Raw genomic sequence first — 18,249 nt, 5'->3', positions numbered from 1 at the left:
ACCATAAACGCCAATTTCCCAAATCCGGCATTCTCATGGAACTCATCCTCTCTTTACTGCAACAGCTGAGTGTTTATCTGGTTCTGGCATACCTGCTGAGCAAAACGCCTCTCTTCATGCCGATCACCACGGTGTCCGGCAGACTGTCTCAGCGCTTTGCCTGCTACATCCTGTTTTCGCTGTTCTGTATTCTGGGCACCTATTTTGGGTTGCACATTGAAGATGCCATTGCCAATACCCGTGCCATCGGGGCTGTCATGGGTGGCCTGCTGGGTGGCCCCGTAGTCGGTTTTGCTGTGGGGCTGACCGGCGGCCTTCATCGTTACAGTATGGGCGGTTTTACCGACGTTGCGTGTGCGATCTCTACGACAGTCGAAGGGGTGATCGGTGGGATCATGCACAGCTACTTCGTCCGGCGCAGTAATTTTGATGCGATTTTCCGTCCGCTGACTGTGTTTGCAATTACGCTGGTAGCAGAAATTCTGCAAATGCTGATTATTCTGATGGTCGCTGAACCCTTTGACCAAGCTTACAGTCTGGTCAGTGCGATTGCCCTGCCGATGGTTATCGCCAACTCTGTAGGTGCTGCTTTATTTATGAGCATCATCCGGGACAAGAAAACCATCTACGAGAAATACTCGGCTGCTTTTTCCAGCCGGGCACTGAAAATTGCTCAGCGATCCGTGGGTATTCTCAGCCAGGGGTTCAATCAGGAGAACTCCAAACAAATCGCACGGATTGTTTACGAAGAAACAGGCGTCGGTGCGGTTTCGATTACCGACCGAGATAAGATTCTGGCCTTTATCGGGATTGGTGATGACCACCATATACCGGGCACCCCCATTTCATCTCGACATACCAAACAAGCCATAGAGAACTGCGAGCTGGTCTATGCCGATGGTTATGAAGTGCCTTACTGCTGCTCGCTGTATGATAAATGCAAACTCGGTTCGGCACTGGTGATCCCACTGATTGGGGGCAATCATGAGGTCATCGGGACCATTAAGCTCTACGAACCCAAGCGCAAGCTGTTCTCGACCATTAACCTGACGCTGGGCGAGGGGATCGCCAAGTTGCTGTCCAACCAGATTCTGACCGGCCGATATAACCGCCAGCAAACGCTGTTGACACAAGCCGAACTGCGCTTGCTGCAGGCTCAGGTCAATCCGCATTTCCTGTTCAACGCGCTCAACACCATCAATGCCGTGGTCCGGCGTGACCCGGATAAAGCCCGGCAGTTGATTCAGCACCTGTCCCAGTTTTTCCGCCGCAACCTGAAGCAGAATATTGAAACCGTGACGCTCGAAGAAGAGCTGCAGCATGTCCATGCTTATCTTGAAATCGAACGGGCAAGGTTTGCCGATCGGCTGCAAGTCGAAATCAGGATTGACGATGCGCTATTGCCGATCAGAATACCGACCTTTACCCTGCAACCTCTGGTTGAAAATGCCATTAAGCACGGCACCTCAAATCTGCTGGAAAACGGGCAACTGACCGTCAGTGCTTATGAAACTTCCGGGCAGATTATCCTTGAAGTACGGGATAATGCCGGACTTTATCAGCCCGTCAGCGAAGAAAGCGGACTCGGGATGAAAATCGTCGATAAGCGACTCAAAAACCAGTATGGCCAGGAATATGGGCTGCAAATGACCTGGGAGCCCGATCAATGGACTCTGGCGACCATCACTCTGCCGAAGGAGAACGGACAGTCATGATCAAAGCACTCGTTATTGATGACGAACCTTATGCCCGTGAAGAACTGATTGATCTGCTGCTCGACAGCGGCCACGTCGAGATCATCGGCAGTGGTGCCAATGCGATAGAAGGGCTGAAACTGATCAACACACTGAAACCTGAGGTCGTATTTCTGGATATTCAGATGCCCAAAATCACCGGGATTGAATTGCTCAGCATGCTGGATCCGGACACCATGCCCAAAGTGGTTTTCGTCACGGCTTATGATGATTACGCCATCAAGGCATTCGAGGACAACGCCTTCGATTATCTGCTCAAGCCCGTAGAACCGTCCCGACTGGATAAAACGCTGAATAAACTCAAACGGGAATTGCGCCAGCCAGATTATACGCCCCTGTTGAGCGACATGCTGGAACTGATCCCCTGCTGTGGCCATCATCGGATCCTGCTGCTGAGTCCGGCAGAAATTACATACGCCTGTTCGGATTTATCCGGCGTGCATGTGGTCACCAAAGACACCCGAGCCACCACGCAACTGACCCTCAAAGTGCTGGAAGAAAAAACGCCGCTGATCCGCTGTCACCGTCAGTATCTGGTACATCCGCAGGCCATTCGTGAAATCAAGCTGCTGGAAAATGGTCTGGCCGAAATCACCACACTGCACGGTCATCCCGTCCCGGTCAGCCGCCGGTTCCTGAAAGAAATCAAAGACAGATTCGGCCTGAGCTGATTCCCACGCCTCAATCACTGGCTCCGGAGCATACCGCTTGCTCCGGTTGTCATGCCACTCAGCCAGGAAAGTCTGCCACTTCATCTCCACCGCTGCCGTTCAGCGCTGTATACAACCGCTCGGCATTCTGGCCCGCCACTTAACCGGACAATTGACCACTCAGCATCGCTATAGCGCCACTCACTGATTTCCAGCGTGCGTCTGTCCGGCCAGTCGATATGATGCCAGCGTTGATAAACCACTAACTTAACCCTACACGAGTGAGGCACAGATATGGCCTGGTTTTTGATTTGTGTGGCTGCGCTGATTGGCGGCTACTTTATCTACGGTGCATTCATTGAAAAAATCTTTGGCATTAACGAACAACGTCAGACGCCAGCTTTCAGTAAGCAGGATGGTGTTGACTATGTCCCGATGTCAAAGAAAAAAGTGTACCTGGTACAGCTACTGAACATTGCCGGTGTCGGTCCGATTTTCGGCCCGATCATGGGTGCACTTTATGGCCCTGCTGCCATGCTCTGGATTGTTCTGGGCTGTATCTTTGCCGGTGCCGTGCATGACTACTTCTCGGGGATGCTGTCTGTACGCAACGGCGGGGCTTCTGTGCCGACGCTTTCCGGCAAATACCTGGGCAATGGCGCCAAACATTTCATGAACATCTTCGCCATTGTGCTGCTTCTGCTGGTCGGCGTGGTGTTCGTTTCAGCGCCCGCTGGGATGATCACGAGTCTGGTGAATGAGCAAACCGACCTGACGGTCAGCATGGGCACCATGGTTGCCATTATCTTTGCTTATTACATCATCGCGACCATTGTTCCGGTGGATAAAATCATCGGTCGCTTCTACCCGCTGTTTGGCTTCCTGCTGATCTTCATGTCGGTTGGCCTGATCACTGCGATTGCTTTCTCCAGTGAATACACACTGCTGGGTGATTACGAAATCAGCCAGATGCTGACCAACATGAACCCGAATGACATGCCACTATGGCCTGCCCTGTTCATCACCATTGCCTGTGGTGCAATCTCCGGCTTCCACGCGACACAGTCTCCGCTGATGGCGCGCTGCATGGAAAACGAAAAGAACGGCCGCTTTGTCTTCTACGGTGCGATGATTGGTGAGGGGGTGATTGCCCTGATCTGGTGTGCGCTGGCGCTGTCATTCTTCGGCTCAGTTGAAAGCCTGTCGGACGCGGTTGCAAACGGTGGTCCGGGTAACGTGGTTTACAGCGCGTCTTTCGGCCTGCTGGGTGTGGTTGGTGGCGTGGTTGCCTTCCTGGGTGTGGTCATTCTGCCAATTACCTCGGGTGATACGGCTTTCCGTTCAAGCCGCCTGATCCTGGCTGAGTATTTCAACCTGGAACAAAAGAGCCTGCGGAACCGTCTGATGATGGCCGTGCCTCTCTTTATCATTGGTGGCGTTCTGACTCAGGTCGACTTCGGTATCATCTGGCGTTACTTCGGCTTTGCAAATCAGGCTACCGCTGTAATGATGCTGTGGACCGCCTCGGCTTACCTGCTGCGCCATAATAAACTGCACTGGGTGACCACAATACCGGCTATCTTTATGACTTCAGTGGTCATCACCTTTATCCTGAATAACAGTCAACTGGGCTTCGGAAGGGATATGATGGAATCAACAATCATTGGTGTGGTCGCATCTCTGGCGATTACCGTCTACGTCATCATGATTTCCAAAGGAAAAGGCGATCTGACCGAAGACGATGCACAAGCGAAGCCAGTGAAGTCAAATACCAAGGCGACGACCACAGCTTAATTGCGGTCCCAGCCAAACATAAGAAAGCCAGCATTCCTTGCTGGCTTTTTTATTGGGATTTCGTCATCACTTTTCGATGCAACTACACCAATCAAAGTAAGTCAATGTTCAGAAGTAGCGCAGGAAAAATGTTGAAGAACAAGGCGGATTTTTTAGCTAAGTAGTGATTCTACAATCAAAAAATCTAACGCAGTGATCGAACATTTGAACAAGCTAGGATGACCAGTAATTGACTGCGATTGATATCATAAGTGAATCTGACGGATTGCCAGGTTCGCGAGACAAAAAAAGCCCGCCAAATTGGCGGGCTTCTCAATACGCGTCTGACGTGACGTGAAATTATTTGCTGGACAGCTTCTCTTTGATACGAGCCGCTTTACCAGAACGCTCACGCAGGTAGTACAACTTGGCACGACGTACTGCACCACGACGCTTAACAGTAATGCTGTCAACGATCGGAGAGTGAGTTTGGAAAGCACGCTCAACGCCTTCACCGCTAGAGATTTTACGAACGGTGAATGCAGAGTGCAGACCACGGTTACGCTTAGCGATAACAACGCCTTCGAACGCCTGCAGACGCTCGCGCTCACCCTCTTTTACCTTCACCTGAACAACAACAGTGTCACCTGGTGCGAATTCAGGCAGGTCTTTTTTCATTTGCTCTTGCTCAAGAGCTTTGATGATATTACTCATTGGTATATACCCTAGAATAAACTGATACTAAATTAACTCATGGTTTGCCGATATTCGCGGATAAACTCCGCCAGCAAACACTCCTGATCGTCAGTCAGAGCTAGGTTTTCCAGGAGCTCTGGTCTTCTCAGCCAGGTACGGCCCAGCGATTGTTTCAAACGCCAGCGGCTGATATCCCGATGATTGCCAGACAACAGTACCGGAGGCACTGCCTGTCCGTCTAAAACTTCAGGACGCGTATAGTGCGGGCAATCCAGCAAGCCATTGGCAAAAGAATCTTCTTCTGCCGACGCAAAGTCACCCAGTACGCCCGGTACAAACCGCACCACTGCATCGACTAAGGTCATGGCTGGCAGCTCACCACCCGTAAGCACAAAATCGCCGATGGACCATTCTTCGTCCACCTCTTGCTGAATGATGCGCTCATCTACCCCTTCATAGCGACCACAGATCAGAATCAGATTCTGGTTCTGCGCCAGCTCCTCAACGCCCGCTTGATCCAGCTTACGGCCCTGAGGTGAGAGATAAATCACCTTTGCCTGGCCTTCTACGGACTGCTTTGCTGCATGAATGGCATCGCGCAAAGGCTGTACCATCATCAACATGCCCGGTCCGCCACCATATGGGCGATCATCGACCGTCCGGTGTTTATCGTGTGTAAAGTCGCGGGGATTCCACGTCTCTACTGACACAAGGCCTTTTTTTACCGCCTGACCTGTTACCCCAAACTCAGTAATCGCTCGGAACATTTCAGGGAATAGGCTGATAATCCCTACTCGCATGAATATCTCGCTTTTACCGGAGGTTAAAACCCAGGATCCCAGTCAACTTCGATCCGTTGAGCAGTGCGATCAATCGACTTGATGACCTGCTCATCGAGGAACGGGATTAAACGTTCCTTCTGTCCAAAAGCATCTTTCAGGTTGGCTTTCACCACGAGAACGTCGTTCGAACCGGTTTCAAGGATATCAGTGACTTTCCCAAGGTCGTAACCTTGCGTCGTCATTACCGTCATACCCATCAGTTCGCGCCAGTAGAATTCTTCATCTGACAGCGCCGGTAGTTGATCAGCCAGCACATTGACCTCTGCGTTGGTCAGCATCTGGGCATCTTCGCGGATGTCCAGGCCTTCCAACTTGGCAACGAGCCCCTGACCATGACGTTTCCATGCTTCCACACGGATGGGTTGCCATTCACCCCGAATCTTAATCAGCCATGGCTGATAAGAAAAAATGCTCTCGGCTTGTTCTGTGTAGGAAAAAACTTTGAGCCACCCTTTGATACCGTAAGTGGCACCGATTTTACCGACGACAATGTGGTCTTGGCTGTGTGAACTCATCGCTTCTCTGCTACCCATTGACTAATCTTAAGCAGCTGCTTTCGCAGCGTCTTTGATCAGTTTCGCTGCGCGGTCAGACACAGTTGCGCCTTGACCAACCCAGTGATTTACACGGTCCAGGTCCAGACGCAGACGCTCTTCCTGACCAGTTGCCAGTGGGTTGAAGAAACCTACACGCTCGATGTTACGACCGTCGCGCGCAGCGCGGCTGTCAGCAACAACGATGTGATAAAATGGACGCTTTTTCGCGCCGTGACGTGCCAAACGAATGGTTACCATATCGTCCTCTTTGCATTACTGTAAATAAAATTGGCCCCGCCATAAAAAACGGGGCCCGTGCCAAATAAAGCCTCGGAATTTTACTCTTTCAACTCGTGAATGCAACTGCTTTAGCTACTTTTTCACCAGTAAAATCTTTCACCAAGGCTAAAAAACAAGCAATTGAAGCAATTAGCGTCCAGGGAACATGCCGCCACCCGGCATCATGCCTTTCATCTGGCGCATCATATTCTTCATGCCGCCCTTCTGCATCTTCTTCATCATTTTCTGCATCTGGGTAAACTGCTTCAGCAGCCGGTTCACATCCTGCACCTGCGTACCGGAACCAGCAGCAATTCGTTTCTTGCGGGAACCTTTGATCAGCTCAGGGCGCTCACGCTCTTTTACTGTCATAGAATTAATGATGGCTTCCATCTGAACAAAGACCTTGTCATCCACCTGGTCTTTAACATTGCCCGGTAGTTGGGACATGCCCGGCAATTTGTCCAGCATGCCCATCATGCCGCCCATATCTTTCATCTGTTGCAGCTGGCCACGGAAGTCTTCCAGATCAAAGCCTTTCTTCTCTTTGAACTTCTTCGCCAGCTTTTCTGCTTTTTCTTTGTCGACGTTGCGTTCCAGATCTTCAATCAGGGACAGCACATCCCCCATGCCCAGAATCCGGGAAGCAACACGATCCGGATAAAACGGCTCCAGCGCATCGGTTTTCTCACCCACACCCAGGAACTTGATCGGTTTACCGGTAATATGACGCACCGACAGTGCCGCCCCCCCCCGGGCATCACCATCGACTTTCGTCAGAATCACACCGGTCAGAGGCAGCGTATCATTGAAAGCTTTCGCGGTGTTTGCCGCATCCTGTCCTGTCATCGCGTCGACAACGAACAGGGTTTCAACCGGATTCGTGGTCTGATGGACTTCCTTGATTTCATCCATCATTTCATCGTCGACATGCAGACGACCTGCGGTATCGACAATCACCACGTCATAGAATTTACGCTTCCCGTGTTCAATCGCAGCTTGCGCAATCGCAACCGGCTTCTGATCCGGTGTCGATGGGAAGAAATCAATTCCGATATCCGTCGCCAGGGTTTCCAGCTGCTTGATCGCCGCCGGGCGATAAACGTCTGCCGAAACCACCAGCACTTTCTTTTTATTCCGCTCTTTCAGCAGTTTACCCAGCTTACCGACACTGGTCGTTTTACCGGCACCCTGCAGACCGGCCATCAGAATCACCGCAGGGGGCTGACTGGCAAGATCCAGCGCTTCGTTCGATTCGCCCATGACAGCTTCGAGCTCTGCCTGAACAATCTTGATAAATTCCTGACCCGGCGTCAGGCTCTTGGACACTTCTGTTCCGACAGCCCGCTCTTTAACCCGCTTGACGAAATCACGGACAACCGGCAAGGCGACATCCGCCTCCAGCAATGCCATGCGCACTTCGCGCAGGGTGTCTTTGATGTTGTCCTCGGTCAGACGGCCACGGCCGCTGATATTTTTCAGCGTTGACGATAAACGCTCGGTTAAATTGTCAAACATGTGTGACTCGCTCGTTACGCACTCATTTCGGGCCAGTATACCGCATTCGGTCACTGGGTTTCATGCCATACCTGCAGGCTAACTCAGAAAACTGCAGATTTCCTCCCTGATTTTCGACTTCAGCTCAACCTGAATTTCCTTAAAAAGCGGGAATCTGACCAGAAAGTGCGCTCTGTCCCACAGGATTGATCCACCTGTATCATTGTCGTGTCATCCGTTGGCAAGGTATACTCATCGGCTCAATGTCATGATCTTCAGGTGTTATGGAATTATTGATTGCCTTTTCTGCGGCTGGTTTTTATCTGCTGGCGCTGGCGTTTATCGTGCCCGGCCTAAGCCACCATAGTGGTATTCAATCCCGGCCCGTACTCCTCAGTGCCACGGCGGCGATCATACTTCATGTGATCTTTCTGAAAGATCTGATCTTAGGTGGTGTCGGCCAAAACCTGAGTATTCTCAATGTTGCCTCGCTGATCAGCCTGATTATTTCGGTGATCACCACAGTTGCCATGCTCAGAATGCGATTATGGTTTCTGCTGCCGGTGATCTACAGTTTTGCAGCCATCAATCTCGCGGCAGCAGCAATACTGCCGGGAGCATTTATCACCCATCTGGAGTCGCATCCTCAGGTCCTGCTTCATATCTCGCTGGCCCTGTTTGCCTACTCCACCCTGATGATTGCAACACTCTATGCCATTCAGCTGGCATGGCTTGATTATAAGCTCAAACACAAAAAGCTCGCCTTTAACCCCAACTTACCGCCACTGATGTCTGTTGAACGCCAGTTGTTCAAAATCATTCTGGTGGGACACGGGTTACTCACAATCACCCTCATCACCGGCTTCGTCTATTTGCAGGATATGTTCGCGCAGGGGAAAACCCATAAAGCAGTGCTTTCTCTTCTGGCTTGGTGCGTCTACAGCGTGATGATTTGGGGACACTATCGTCAGGGATGGCGTGGTAAAAAAGTCATCTGGTTTAGCCTGATTGGCGCATTCCTGCTGACGTTGGCTTATTTCGGCAGTCGCTTTGTCAAAGAAATCATTATCGGCCGCTGATGACAATCGAATAAAGCAGATCCATGCTTAAGCATGACAAACATCGACTGTTTCCGGGTCTATCCCAGAGAAATCTTGACACCCTGAACCAGATTCAGTACAGAGTACCAATCCACCGCGATACAAGGAACTAGTTTTTTGGACGATATATCCACGGGAGCCTTATTTTCCCTTCTGGTATTACTACTTCTGATTTCCGGATACTTCTCCGGCTCTGAAACCGGCATGATGTCGCTCAACCGCTACAAACTCCGCCATCTGGCCAGCCAGGGGCACAAAGGGGCAAGGCGGGTTGAAAAGCTGCTGGACCGCCCCGACCGCCTGATTGGCCTCATCCTGATCGGCAATAATCTTGTGAATATTCTGGCTTCGGCCATCGCCACGATTCTCGGCATGCGGCTTTATGGCGATCTGGGTGTCGCTATCGCAACGGGGGCCCTGACCATGGCTGTGCTGGTTTTTGCAGAAGTGACGCCAAAAACGCTGGCCGCCCTGTACCCGGAAAAAGTCGCTTACAACAGCAGCATTTTACTGCGTGTACTGATGAAAGTACTGTATCCGCTGGTATGGTTCGTGAACGGCATCACCAACGGATTCCTGCGTTTACTGGGTTTGCGTGTCGATAATATGAATGATGCCACCCTGAGCTCTGAAGAACTGCGTACCGTGGTCAATGAAGCCGGTAGCCTGATCCCGCGTCGCCACCAGGACATGTTGCTGTCAATTCTGGATCTGGAAAATGTCACCGTGGAAGACATCATGGTGCCGCGCAATGAAATTGTCGGGATCAACGTCAACGATGACTGGAAATCTATCGTCCGCCAGCTCAGCCACTCGTCACACGGCCGGATTGTATTGTATCGCGACAGTATTGATGAAGTGGTCGGGATGCTTCGGGTGCGCGAAGCGTACCGACTGATGATGGATAAGAACGACTTCAGTAAAGAAAACCTGTTACGTGCCGCCGACAAAGTCTATTTCATTCCGGAAGGCACCCCCCTGAATATCCAGTTGCTGAAGTTCCAGCGCCGTAAAGAACGGATTGGACTGATAGTGGATGAATATGGTGACATTCAGGGTCTGATCACCCTGGAGGATATTCTGGAAGAAATCGTGGGCGAATTCACGACCTCGATCTCTCCTTCTCTGGCTGAAGAAATCACACCACAAAGTGATGGCAGTCTGCTCATCGAAGGCACCGCCAATATTCGGGAGCTGAACAAGAGCCTGAACTGGGATTTACCGACCGATGGCCCGCGAACCCTCAATGGCCTGATTCTGGAGCACCTGGAAGATATTCCGGACAGCATCCTGAGTGTCTCGGTCTCGGGCTATCAGATGGAGATCGTCGAAATCTCGGACAACATGATCAAGCAGGTGAAAGTCCTGCCGACTCAGTTAAGAAAAACCGGATGATTGAAACCAAGTACCGGAAACGAAAAAGCCAGCGTATAACGCTGGCTTTTTCGTTTCGAGGGACAGTGAACAATCACAGATCACTTCACTTTCAGTTCCTGCAGCATGCTTTCCGGCAGAGCCAGTGCATCATTTTGATTCACATCAATGCCACGCTCCAGAATCGCCTGAGCAATCTGCTTTGCTTCATCCAGTGAGTGCATGCTGAAAGTACCGCACTGATATTCGTTCAGTTCAGGGATCTGCGACTGTGAAGCCACTTTGAGCACATCTTCCATCGCTGCACGCCAGCTGTGAGCCACTTGCTGCTCATCCGGTGCGCCAATCAGGCTCATATAAAAACCGGTCCGGCATCCCATCGGAGACAGGTCAATAATTTCTACCTGGTCAGAATTCAAGTGCGCCCGCATGAATCCGGCAAATAAGTGCTCCAACGTATGAATGCCGCGCTCAGACAGAATTTCCTGATTCGGGCGGCAAAAACGCAGGTCAAACACCGTGATGGTGTCGCCTTTCGGGGTCTGCATGGTTTTGGCGACACGCACCGCAGGTGCATGCATCTTGGTATGGTCAACGGTAAAACTATCCAGTAATGGCATGGTGTCCTTCTCCTTTGCCTGTCGTGCTGATAGTGTCGCCCTGTTTGATCAGAACGGCCACCAGCTCCGGTTTGCTTCCAATTCCTGCCGGCACTGTTTTAACTGCCAGCCGTAAGATTTCGCCTGTTGATCGACCTTGCGGGACACTTGTAACAAAGTAGGCTTTTGCCGATAGGTGCCCCGCCGGTATCCGCCTCGTCCTTCATGATAGGCCAGATACTGATTGTAAGCATCCCATTTGGAGATCCCAAGCTGACGCTGGGTTTCCGTGGTATACCAGCCGATAAACATCAGGGAGTCATCAAAGTCTGTCCGGGAGCTCCAGCCACCGGTCGCCTGCTGAAATTCACCCCAGGCCGGGTCCTGCGCCTGCGCATAACCGTAAGCGCTGCTGTTGCGAAACCAGGGGATAAAACCCAGAACGTATGGGCGAGGTGGCCGGGCGTCATGACGAAAAGCGCTTTCCTGACGGACAAAAGCCATGGCAACCTGAATCGGTGTTCCCCACTGCTTTTCCATGGCGAGGGCATCCTCATACCAGTCAGGATTTTCCCGGAAAATTTCACATAGATTCGATTGATTTTTGGGCGGCGGAGTCGCGCAACCTGTTGTTATCAAAGACAGGAATATCAACACTGGCCATTTCTTTCTCACCAGAGGCATTTTTTCACTCCCTGAGTTGGAACCAAAGTGAAAATGGCAGGTCAGATATTATGACTGGCAGTGTAAACTGTCGTCATCCCTGCGAAATTGTAATGATTGATTGGGCAGCAAGGTCGCTGCCCGTTTTTTTATCTGCGTTTAAGCCTTCGAAAAAGCATTCACGTCCAGATCGGCAAAATAGTCTGCCAGGAACGCTTCGAATGACAGCTCGTCCGATTGCTCAATTTTTGCCTGCCGTGCCACAGAAGCTTGGGTTTCCTGTTCAAACTCCGCCTGAGAATAGCGACGGTACGCTTGCTCATTCAGCCACTGAGCGTGCTTGCCTGCCAGTGCCATCCCGAAGTTACGGATCCCTTCGTGAACTTCTATCTCACGCAGCACCTGTGCAGACAGCGTCAGCTCCGGATTTTCAACCCAACCGGTCAGTGTGGCTAAGGTTTGCTGATAAGCATCACCACCATGCGCCTGATCCATCGCAACCGCCACTTGTTCAAGCTCAGTAAAGACGCGCAGCGCCCAGTCATGAAGCGACAAACGCTCACCCTGACAGCCAATCTGAAGCTGCAAATCAGGATCACGCCCGTGCAGCACAACTTTTTTCCAGTTATCGCGCCAGCAGGCCAGTTCGGCATCGTCCATATCATCTGAAGGCGACAAGACTGCCCAGGTCAGGAATAAATCCAGGAAACGAATCTGGGGTTCTGTGACCCCAACCGGGCTGAATGGATTCACATCCAGTGAACGAACTTCAATATATTCAACACCACCACGGCACAAAGCTTCGGAGGGTTTCTCGCCACTCAAGGCAACACGCTTAGGCCGGATAGGCGCATAAAGTTCATTTTCAATCTGCAGCACATTGGTATTGAGCTGGCGTAACTCGCCATCCACTTTCACACCAATTTCAGCAAACTCTGCCGACGGGGTATGAATCGCTTTCTGCAACCCATCCAGATATTGAGACAAGCTGTTAAAACCAATTCTCAATGAACTTTGCGCGTGATTGGTATATCCCAGATCACTCAAACGCAATGCAGTCGACTGAGGTAAAAAGTAAGTGCCAGTGCCGGTTTTGCTGAAATTCAGATGATCCGTATTCTGCTTCAGGAAAGAGCCACACAACGCCGGAGAAGCCCCGAACAGATACGGGATCAACCAGCCAAACCGGTAATAATTTCGGATCAGTGCAAAATAGGCATCAGACACAGATGTCTGTCGTTCCTGTTCAGTCTGATCGCCAAAAAGTTGCTGCCAGAAAACATCCGGAAAGGAGAAGTTGAAATGCACCCCGGAGATAATCTGCATGACACTGCCATAACGGCGCTTCAAACCTTCCCGGTACAGGGTTTTCATCTGTCCGATATTGGACTGACCGTACTGTGCCAGCTGAATGTCCGACTCATCCCCGACATAACAAGGCATAGACATCGGCCACAGCATTTCTTCACCCATCTGGGTGTAGCTGAATTTATGGATATCAGACAATTGAGACAATAAATCGTCAACATTTCTTGAAACCGGGGTAATAAATTCAAGCAGTGACTCAGCAAAGTCCGTCGTGACCCACTGATTGGTCAGGGCTGAACCTAAACCAGCAGGATGCGGTTGGGTTGATAATTTGCCTTGCGGGGTGATTCGTAACGCTTCCCGTTCCAGGCCGCGCCCGATTTGTGTCAGCGCTTGCGGGTCCGCTGACACCCTCTCTAACCTTTGCGAAAAATCCATCCGGTTCTTCTCAATTATCACTATCACAGGGGAGCTAGGGTAATCATTATTTTTGCTGATTACCATGATTATTGTTGATCTGGCAAAGGGTTTCCTGCCTGCAGACATCGCAACAATAAGAAAAGCCGACACACAAGGTATCGGCTTAGATAATCAACTGAATCCGGCCTGAACAGCCTTTAGATTATTCGGCTTTATTGCTCAGGTTTCATCTGACGGACCGGTAAATCCAAGGTCTTCAATTGGGGCAATAATGACGCAGCATCACCCACGACAATGATCTGATAATCCGAGGGAACAAACCACTTCGCAGCCAATACGTTCAGACGCTGGGAACTGATCGATGCCGTGATCTCATTTCGCTGTGAGACAAAGTCATCCGGCAGGTGATACGTCATGATCTGGCGGAGCAGATCACCTTTATCCCCCGGCGTTTCATAACTCAGCGCTTCCTGCTGACCCACAGCCAGACGCATAAACGCCAGCTCTTCTTTCGTCAGGCCATTCTGGCTGTATTCTTGCAGTTCTTTACGCATTTCCTGAATCGACGGTAATGTAGCATCGGCCCGCACTTCGGCATAGAACACCGACAGACCCACTTCTTTATTGCCACTCTGATAGCCGCCTGCACCGTAGGTATAGCCTTTGTCTTCCCGCAGATTCAAGTTGATCCGACTGTTAAAGTTTCCGGCCAGATTAAAATTCGCCAGTTGCAATTCAAATTGCTCACCGGTCGCATCAAACGGCAGTGCACGACGAACAAAGCGAACAGTACTCTGAGGCGCGCCCGGTTTATCCACCAGCCAGACAGTTGGCTGGTTTTCAGCAGGCAGCGCTGGTGTCACATAACTCGGCTCCGGAGCTCCCTGCCATTGTGCCAGAAATGACAGATCTGATTTAAGCGTTGCCGGGGTGACTTCACCAATCACCGCCAACTGTGCACCATTCGGCGTGTAATAACGCTTGTAGAAGGCTTTCACATCGTCCAGCGTGATGCTCTGAATCGAAGCCGTGGTGCCTTCCGATGGACGACCAAAAATCGTTTTACCATAGAGCACTTCCCGGGTGGCCTGACTGGCAAGCCAGCTCGGACGCTGATGATCATACACCAGCCCTTCCAGCGCCTGCTGCTTGATCCGGGTAAAATCTTCTTCCGTGAAAGCCGGCTCGAATAAACGCTCCTGCAATATCGCCAGAGTTTCCGGCAGATTCTCTTTCAATGAAGCCACAGAAACCACAGTGCCGTACATCCCAGGATTCCAGGAAATACTGCTGCCCAGTGTGTCCAGACGAGACACCAACTCTTCTGATGAACTGCGCAGACTGTCTTCAGCCATCATGGCGGCGGTGAGTTCAGCCAGACCATCTTTCCCGGCCGGTTCATACCGTCGTCCGGCAGGCAGCACCAGTTGCAGTTCTACCGTCGGTGTTTCGTCATACGCGGTGCCCAGCACTTCAATGCCGTTCGCCAACTGAAAGCGATATAACGCAGGGACAGTTGCTGTCACAGGTTCGGACGGCTGTGGCATCACAGAACGGTCGAAGCTTTCCTGCTGCGGCTCGCGCAGATGCAAGGCTTTGTCCGACAGCGACTTGTGCTCCGGGATGATCCGAGGCGCTGGCTGGTAATTCGCTTTGGCGGCTGCCAGATCGGTACGGCCTTTTGGCACTGTACTCAAAACGACTTTAGGCTTGTTTTCCACATATCGCTGATAAACCGCTTCAACATCGGCCGGCTCCACCTGACGCAGGTTGTCCAGTTCGGTACCCAGACGGTTCGGGTTACCGTAGAAGGTCTGGTAGGCTGCGAGCTGTGCCACTTTGCCGTGCACACTTTGCAGTCCGAAGATCGCAGAGGCTTCTGCCATCCCTTTCATTTCATCCAGATCTTTTTGGTTCACGCCACGCTGTGCCAGACTGCTCAGCACTGTACTGACATCGTCATAGATCTTATCCAAACGCCCGCTCTGGTCACTCTGACCAATCGCATACACGTAAAGGGTACAGGCCAGCTCACCGCAATCATGATAAGCACCAGCATCCACGACTTTGCCTGTTTTCACCAGCGACTGATACAAAATACTGTTCTTGCCGCCGCCAATCACTTTCGCCAGCATATCCAGAGAAGCGTCATCTTTGGCCCCTTTATAAGAGGTTGGCCAGGCCATCATCAGCATCGGCTGACGGATATTATCTTCCAGCGTCAGGAAACGGTCACCGGGCAGTGTCACCGGCTGCTTAGGCGGGTTGACCACTTCTGGCCCGCGGGGAATATCCCCGAAATACTTTTCAACCCAGGCCAGGGTTTCTGCTTTATCCAGCTTTCCACCAATGGTCAGCGTGGCATTGTTCGGACCATACCAACGCAGGAAGAAAGCTTTCAGGTCGTTCACATCCACCCGATCTAAATCTTCCACATAGCCAATCGGCTGCCAGGAGTATGGATGCGTGCGCGGGAACAAAGCTTCCCCAATCCGTTCATGCACCAGACCATAAGGGCTGTTTTCGTATCGCTGTGCCCGCTCGTTTTTGACCGTGGAGCGCTGGATTTCAAACTTGTGCTGCGACACAGCGCTGAGCAGGAATCCCATCCGGTCTGATTCCAGCCACAGAACTTTTTCCAGCTGGTTTGATGGAACGGTTTCAAAATAATTGGTCCGGTCGCGGTTGGTGGTGCCATTCATGCTCCCCCCCGCTTCCGTGATCAAACGGAAATGCTCCTGATCGCCCACATGCTTCGAGCCCTGAAACATCATATGCTCAAAGAAATGAGCAAACCCTGACTTACCCAGTTGCTCCCGGGCAGAGCCCACATGATAAGTCACATCAACGTGAACCAGCGGATCAGAGTCATCCTCATGCAGGATCACGGTCAATCCGTTATCCAGCACATACTTGCTGTACGGAATGACAACATCGTCACCGGAATTTGAAACACGCTCTACGAAATGCACACCATCAGGTAAAGCCTGTGATGATTCGTGGGGCGTCTGACTACTGCATCCGCTCAGGATCAGCAACGCAAGGCTCAGAATCCGCTTTTGCACACTCGCCTTCCTTCTCTTTTGTTATTTGGGGAATGATCAATCAAAACAGTAGCGCTAGAAGCACATACCGTGCCGTTTTTCCGGTCAGAATCATGACAGCACAGAGGCTGGCCCGCATCCGGAGCCAGCCTGCTGCCAGGCATAAAGGATCACCGACAATCGGTACCCAGCTCAGCAGCAAACTCCAGTAGCCATATTTTTGAATCCAACGAACGGCTTTAGTATGACCCTGATTTTCTTCAGAAGTTTTATCCGGCAGCCATCGTCCCATATAAAAGGTGACGAAACCACCCAGCGTATTTCCGGCAGTCGTCACGGCAACCAGCATCCAGACGGGTTCGGCAGGTTGGATCAATGCAGCCAGTAAACCGGCTTCTGAGCCGCCCGGCAACAAAGTGGCACTGAGCAGTCCGGAGAAAAATAATCCCCAGAGAATGGTCTCACCGGACCAACTCCAGTCCATCCGTTAACCTTTCATCACAAGCACGATCTTCCCGCGGGTCCGCCCGGTTTCGATCTGGCGGTGCGCCTGTGCGCCGGCTTCTAGGTTGAAGTGTTCGGAAATATGCAGCTTCAGTTCGCCTTTTGCCATCATCGCCAGCATCAAATCATTTTGCGCGACGGAAGGAGAAACCAGCATGCCCTGCGCATGTAAGCCTGCCATTTTAGCGGAAGCATTCACGGCTTCAGCCGTAATGGTCGGAACGGTGACGACACGACCTCCCGGCTTCACACATGCTTGTGCTTCAATACCGGCCTCACCGCCCACTAAATCAATCAGAACATCGACAGGCTTCATGCCAGTGTTCAGCGCTTGGGCACGATAATCGATCGCTTCTGCGCCCAGCGCAGAGAGAAACTCAAGATTATCTGCAGAACAGGTGGCCAGCACGACCGCGCCTTTCGCCTTCGCGAGTTGTACCGCCAGGTGGCCGACACCGCCAGCACCCGCCAGGATCAGCACGCGCTCACCCGGCTTCACCGAAGCCTTCTCCAGCGCCTGCAGCGCCGTCTGTCCGGCCAGCGGTAACGCTGCAGCATGTGCCAGAGAGACAGTTTCCGGGACCGCAGATAAGGTTTCCGCATCAGCCAGCACCTGTTCACTATAGCATCCGCCTGCCAGCGGGAAGCCCACGAAACCGCACACATGCTGGCCGACGGTCCATTGAGTGACCTCCTCACCAACGGCCAGAATCACCCCAGACATATCGTAGCCTGGCACCCAAGGGAGTTTGTCCTGATTCTGTTGCGCAGCCCAGCCCAATCCGGCACGGGTTTTGGCATCAATTGGATTGACTCCGGCAAACGACACCCCAACCAAGACTTGGCGCCCTTCAGGCACTGGGGTCTCTGCCGATTGCAGTTGCAGGTTATTTACATCGCCGAAAGCTGTGATGGCAAGCTGTTGACAGGTCATGCGTGGATTCCTTCTGATTCTGGTCTTGTTCCGTTGACCCAGGGAAGCGATAAGCACACGCTCAACCTGCGGGTCAGAACCTTACGGGTTGCAAAGCTAGCCAAAACTACCGCTTTCTGACCCGAAATACCAGTGATGCCCGAGGGAAGCCTGAAAGATGAAAAGAAAAAACCCGGCGCGAGGCCGGGTTTTCAATAGGTGGCGCGTCCGGGAGGATTCGAACCTCCGACCGCCTGGTTCGTAGCCAGGTACTCTATCCAGCTGAGCTACGGACGC

At 51.8% G+C, this 18,249-nt stretch carries 16 protein-coding genes and 1 tRNA gene; 5 read left to right on the top strand and 12 right to left on the bottom strand.

The window, feature by feature from the left end; genetic code table 11:
- Positions 1–35 precede the first annotated feature (35 nt).
- The 3 genes from Q4579_RS21100 (at position 36) to Q4579_RS21090 (ending at position 4,198) form a co-directional block, all read left to right on the top strand.
- Positions 36–1,715, top strand: a complete 1,680-nt coding sequence (locus tag Q4579_RS21100; protein WP_303566792.1) for a sensor histidine kinase — start codon at positions 36–38, stop codon at positions 1,713–1,715.
- Positions 1,712–2,425 (top strand): two-component system response regulator BtsR, encoded by a 714-nt coding sequence (gene btsR, locus Q4579_RS21095; RefSeq protein ID WP_303566790.1) that lies wholly within the window; start codon positions 1,712–1,714, stop codon positions 2,423–2,425. The genes Q4579_RS21100 and btsR overlap by 4 nt, the downstream gene beginning before the upstream one ends.
- 273 nt (positions 2,426–2,698) lie before the next feature.
- Positions 2,699–4,198, top strand: coding sequence for a carbon starvation protein A (locus tag Q4579_RS21090; RefSeq protein ID WP_303566789.1), 1,500 nt, complete (start codon positions 2,699–2,701; stop codon positions 4,196–4,198).
- 339 nt (positions 4,199–4,537) lie between these two features.
- On the opposite strand, the gene rplS is transcribed toward Q4579_RS21090, so the two are convergent.
- The 5 genes from rplS to ffh all read right to left on the bottom strand — a co-directional run bounded on the left by rplS (position 4,538) and on the right by ffh (position 8,048).
- The gene (gene rplS / locus Q4579_RS21085; protein WP_211646196.1) at positions 4,538–4,891 is read right to left on the bottom strand and encodes a 50S ribosomal protein L19; all 354 of its coding nucleotides are present in this window, start codon (positions 4,889–4,891) and stop codon (positions 4,538–4,540) included.
- A gap of 32 nt (positions 4,892–4,923) precedes the next feature.
- Entirely contained in the window at positions 4,924–5,673 is a 750-nt protein-coding gene (trmD, locus tag Q4579_RS21080) for a tRNA (guanosine(37)-N1)-methyltransferase TrmD (RefSeq protein WP_303566788.1), read from the bottom strand.
- A gap of 23 nt (positions 5,674–5,696) precedes the next feature.
- Complete coding sequence (gene rimM, locus Q4579_RS21075; protein WP_211649930.1) at positions 5,697–6,230, bottom strand: ribosome maturation factor RimM; 534 nt, start codon at positions 6,228–6,230, stop codon at positions 5,697–5,699.
- Between the two features lie 27 nt (positions 6,231–6,257).
- Positions 6,258–6,509, bottom strand: coding sequence for a 30S ribosomal protein S16 (gene rpsP / locus Q4579_RS21070; RefSeq protein WP_027253536.1), 252 nt, complete (start codon positions 6,507–6,509; stop codon positions 6,258–6,260).
- 171 nt (positions 6,510–6,680) lie between these two features.
- The gene (gene ffh / locus Q4579_RS21065) at positions 6,681–8,048 is read right to left on the bottom strand and encodes a signal recognition particle protein (protein WP_303566787.1); all 1,368 of its coding nucleotides are present in this window, start codon (positions 8,046–8,048) and stop codon (positions 6,681–6,683) included.
- Between the two features lie 263 nt (positions 8,049–8,311).
- Between ffh and Q4579_RS21060 the strand changes: the two genes are divergently transcribed.
- Together Q4579_RS21060 and Q4579_RS21055 are read left to right on the top strand one after the other, a co-directional pair.
- Complete coding sequence (locus tag Q4579_RS21060) at positions 8,312–9,106, top strand: inner membrane protein YpjD (RefSeq protein WP_211646199.1); 795 nt, start codon at positions 8,312–8,314, stop codon at positions 9,104–9,106.
- A 138-nt stretch (positions 9,107–9,244) separates the two neighbouring features.
- The gene (locus Q4579_RS21055) at positions 9,245–10,522 is read left to right on the top strand and encodes an HlyC/CorC family transporter (protein ID WP_303566784.1); all 1,278 of its coding nucleotides are present in this window, start codon (positions 9,245–9,247) and stop codon (positions 10,520–10,522) included.
- Positions 10,523–10,602: 80 nt separating this feature from the next.
- Here Q4579_RS21055 and luxS read toward each other — a convergent pair whose 3' ends face one another.
- From luxS to Q4579_RS21020, 7 genes are all read right to left on the bottom strand, one after another.
- Positions 10,603–11,121 (bottom strand): S-ribosylhomocysteine lyase, encoded by a 519-nt coding sequence (luxS, locus tag Q4579_RS21050; RefSeq protein WP_303566783.1) that lies wholly within the window; start codon positions 11,119–11,121, stop codon positions 10,603–10,605.
- A 48-nt stretch (positions 11,122–11,169) separates the two neighbouring features.
- Positions 11,170–11,784 carry a hypothetical protein gene (locus tag Q4579_RS21045; RefSeq protein WP_303566782.1) on the bottom strand — a complete coding sequence of 205 codons (615 nt, stop codon included), beginning with the start codon at positions 11,782–11,784 and terminating at the stop codon, positions 11,170–11,172.
- Between the two features lie 138 nt (positions 11,785–11,922).
- Complete coding sequence (gene gshA, locus Q4579_RS21040) at positions 11,923–13,509, bottom strand: glutamate--cysteine ligase (protein WP_303566780.1); 1,587 nt, start codon at positions 13,507–13,509, stop codon at positions 11,923–11,925.
- 194 nt (positions 13,510–13,703) lie between these two features.
- Positions 13,704–16,556, bottom strand: coding sequence for a pitrilysin family protein (locus Q4579_RS21035; RefSeq protein ID WP_303566779.1), 2,853 nt, complete (start codon positions 16,554–16,556; stop codon positions 13,704–13,706).
- 40 nt (positions 16,557–16,596) lie between these two features.
- Positions 16,597–17,019, bottom strand: coding sequence for a YqaA family protein (locus Q4579_RS21030; RefSeq protein WP_303566777.1), 423 nt, complete (start codon positions 17,017–17,019; stop codon positions 16,597–16,599).
- A gap of 3 nt (positions 17,020–17,022) precedes the next feature.
- On the bottom strand, positions 17,023–17,973 hold the full coding sequence (locus Q4579_RS21025) for an NADP-dependent oxidoreductase (RefSeq protein ID WP_303566776.1): 951 nt from the start codon (positions 17,971–17,973) through the stop codon (positions 17,023–17,025).
- Between the two features lie 199 nt (positions 17,974–18,172).
- Positions 18,173–18,249, bottom strand: a tRNA-Arg gene (locus Q4579_RS21020).

The organism is Photobacterium sp. 1_MG-2023 (assembly GCF_030547945.1).
Classification (GTDB): Bacteria; Pseudomonadota; Gammaproteobacteria; order Enterobacterales; family Vibrionaceae; genus Photobacterium.
The sequence above is the reverse complement of the archived record's forward strand: the minus strand, read 5'-3'. Positions and strand labels throughout refer to the sequence as shown.

Bases quoted from the DNA above. Each gene is read 5' to 3' on its own strand.
- Q4579_RS21100 (WP_303566792.1), top strand. From the start codon at position 36: ATGGAACTCATCCTCTCTTTACTGCAACAGCTGAGTGTTTATCTGGTT.
- btsR (WP_303566790.1), top strand. From the start codon at position 1,712: ATGATCAAAGCACTCGTTATTGATGACGAACCTTATGCCCGTGAAGAA.
- Q4579_RS21090 (WP_303566789.1), top strand. From the start codon at position 2,699: ATGGCCTGGTTTTTGATTTGTGTGGCTGCGCTGATTGGCGGCTACTTT.
- rplS (WP_211646196.1), bottom strand. From the start codon at position 4,891: ATGAGTAATATCATCAAAGCTCTTGAGCAAGAGCAAATGAAAAAAGAC.
- trmD (WP_303566788.1), bottom strand. From the start codon at position 5,673: ATGCGAGTAGGGATTATCAGCCTATTCCCTGAAATGTTCCGAGCGATT.
- rimM (WP_211649930.1), bottom strand. From the start codon at position 6,230: ATGAGTTCACACAGCCAAGACCACATTGTCGTCGGTAAAATCGGTGCC.
- rpsP (WP_027253536.1), bottom strand. From the start codon at position 6,509: ATGGTAACCATTCGTTTGGCACGTCACGGCGCGAAAAAGCGTCCATTT.
- ffh (WP_303566787.1), bottom strand. From the start codon at position 8,048: ATGTTTGACAATTTAACCGAGCGTTTATCGTCAACGCTGAAAAATATC.
- Q4579_RS21060 (WP_211646199.1), top strand. From the start codon at position 8,312: ATGGAATTATTGATTGCCTTTTCTGCGGCTGGTTTTTATCTGCTGGCG.
- luxS (WP_303566783.1), bottom strand. From the start codon at position 11,121: ATGCCATTACTGGATAGTTTTACCGTTGACCATACCAAGATGCATGCA.
- Q4579_RS21045 (WP_303566782.1), bottom strand. From the start codon at position 11,784: ATGCCTCTGGTGAGAAAGAAATGGCCAGTGTTGATATTCCTGTCTTTG.
- gshA (WP_303566780.1), bottom strand. From the start codon at position 13,509: ATGGATTTTTCGCAAAGGTTAGAGAGGGTGTCAGCGGACCCGCAAGCG.
- Q4579_RS21030 (WP_303566777.1), bottom strand. From the start codon at position 17,019: ATGGACTGGAGTTGGTCCGGTGAGACCATTCTCTGGGGATTATTTTTC.
- Q4579_RS21025 (WP_303566776.1), bottom strand. From the start codon at position 17,973: ATGACCTGTCAACAGCTTGCCATCACAGCTTTCGGCGATGTAAATAAC.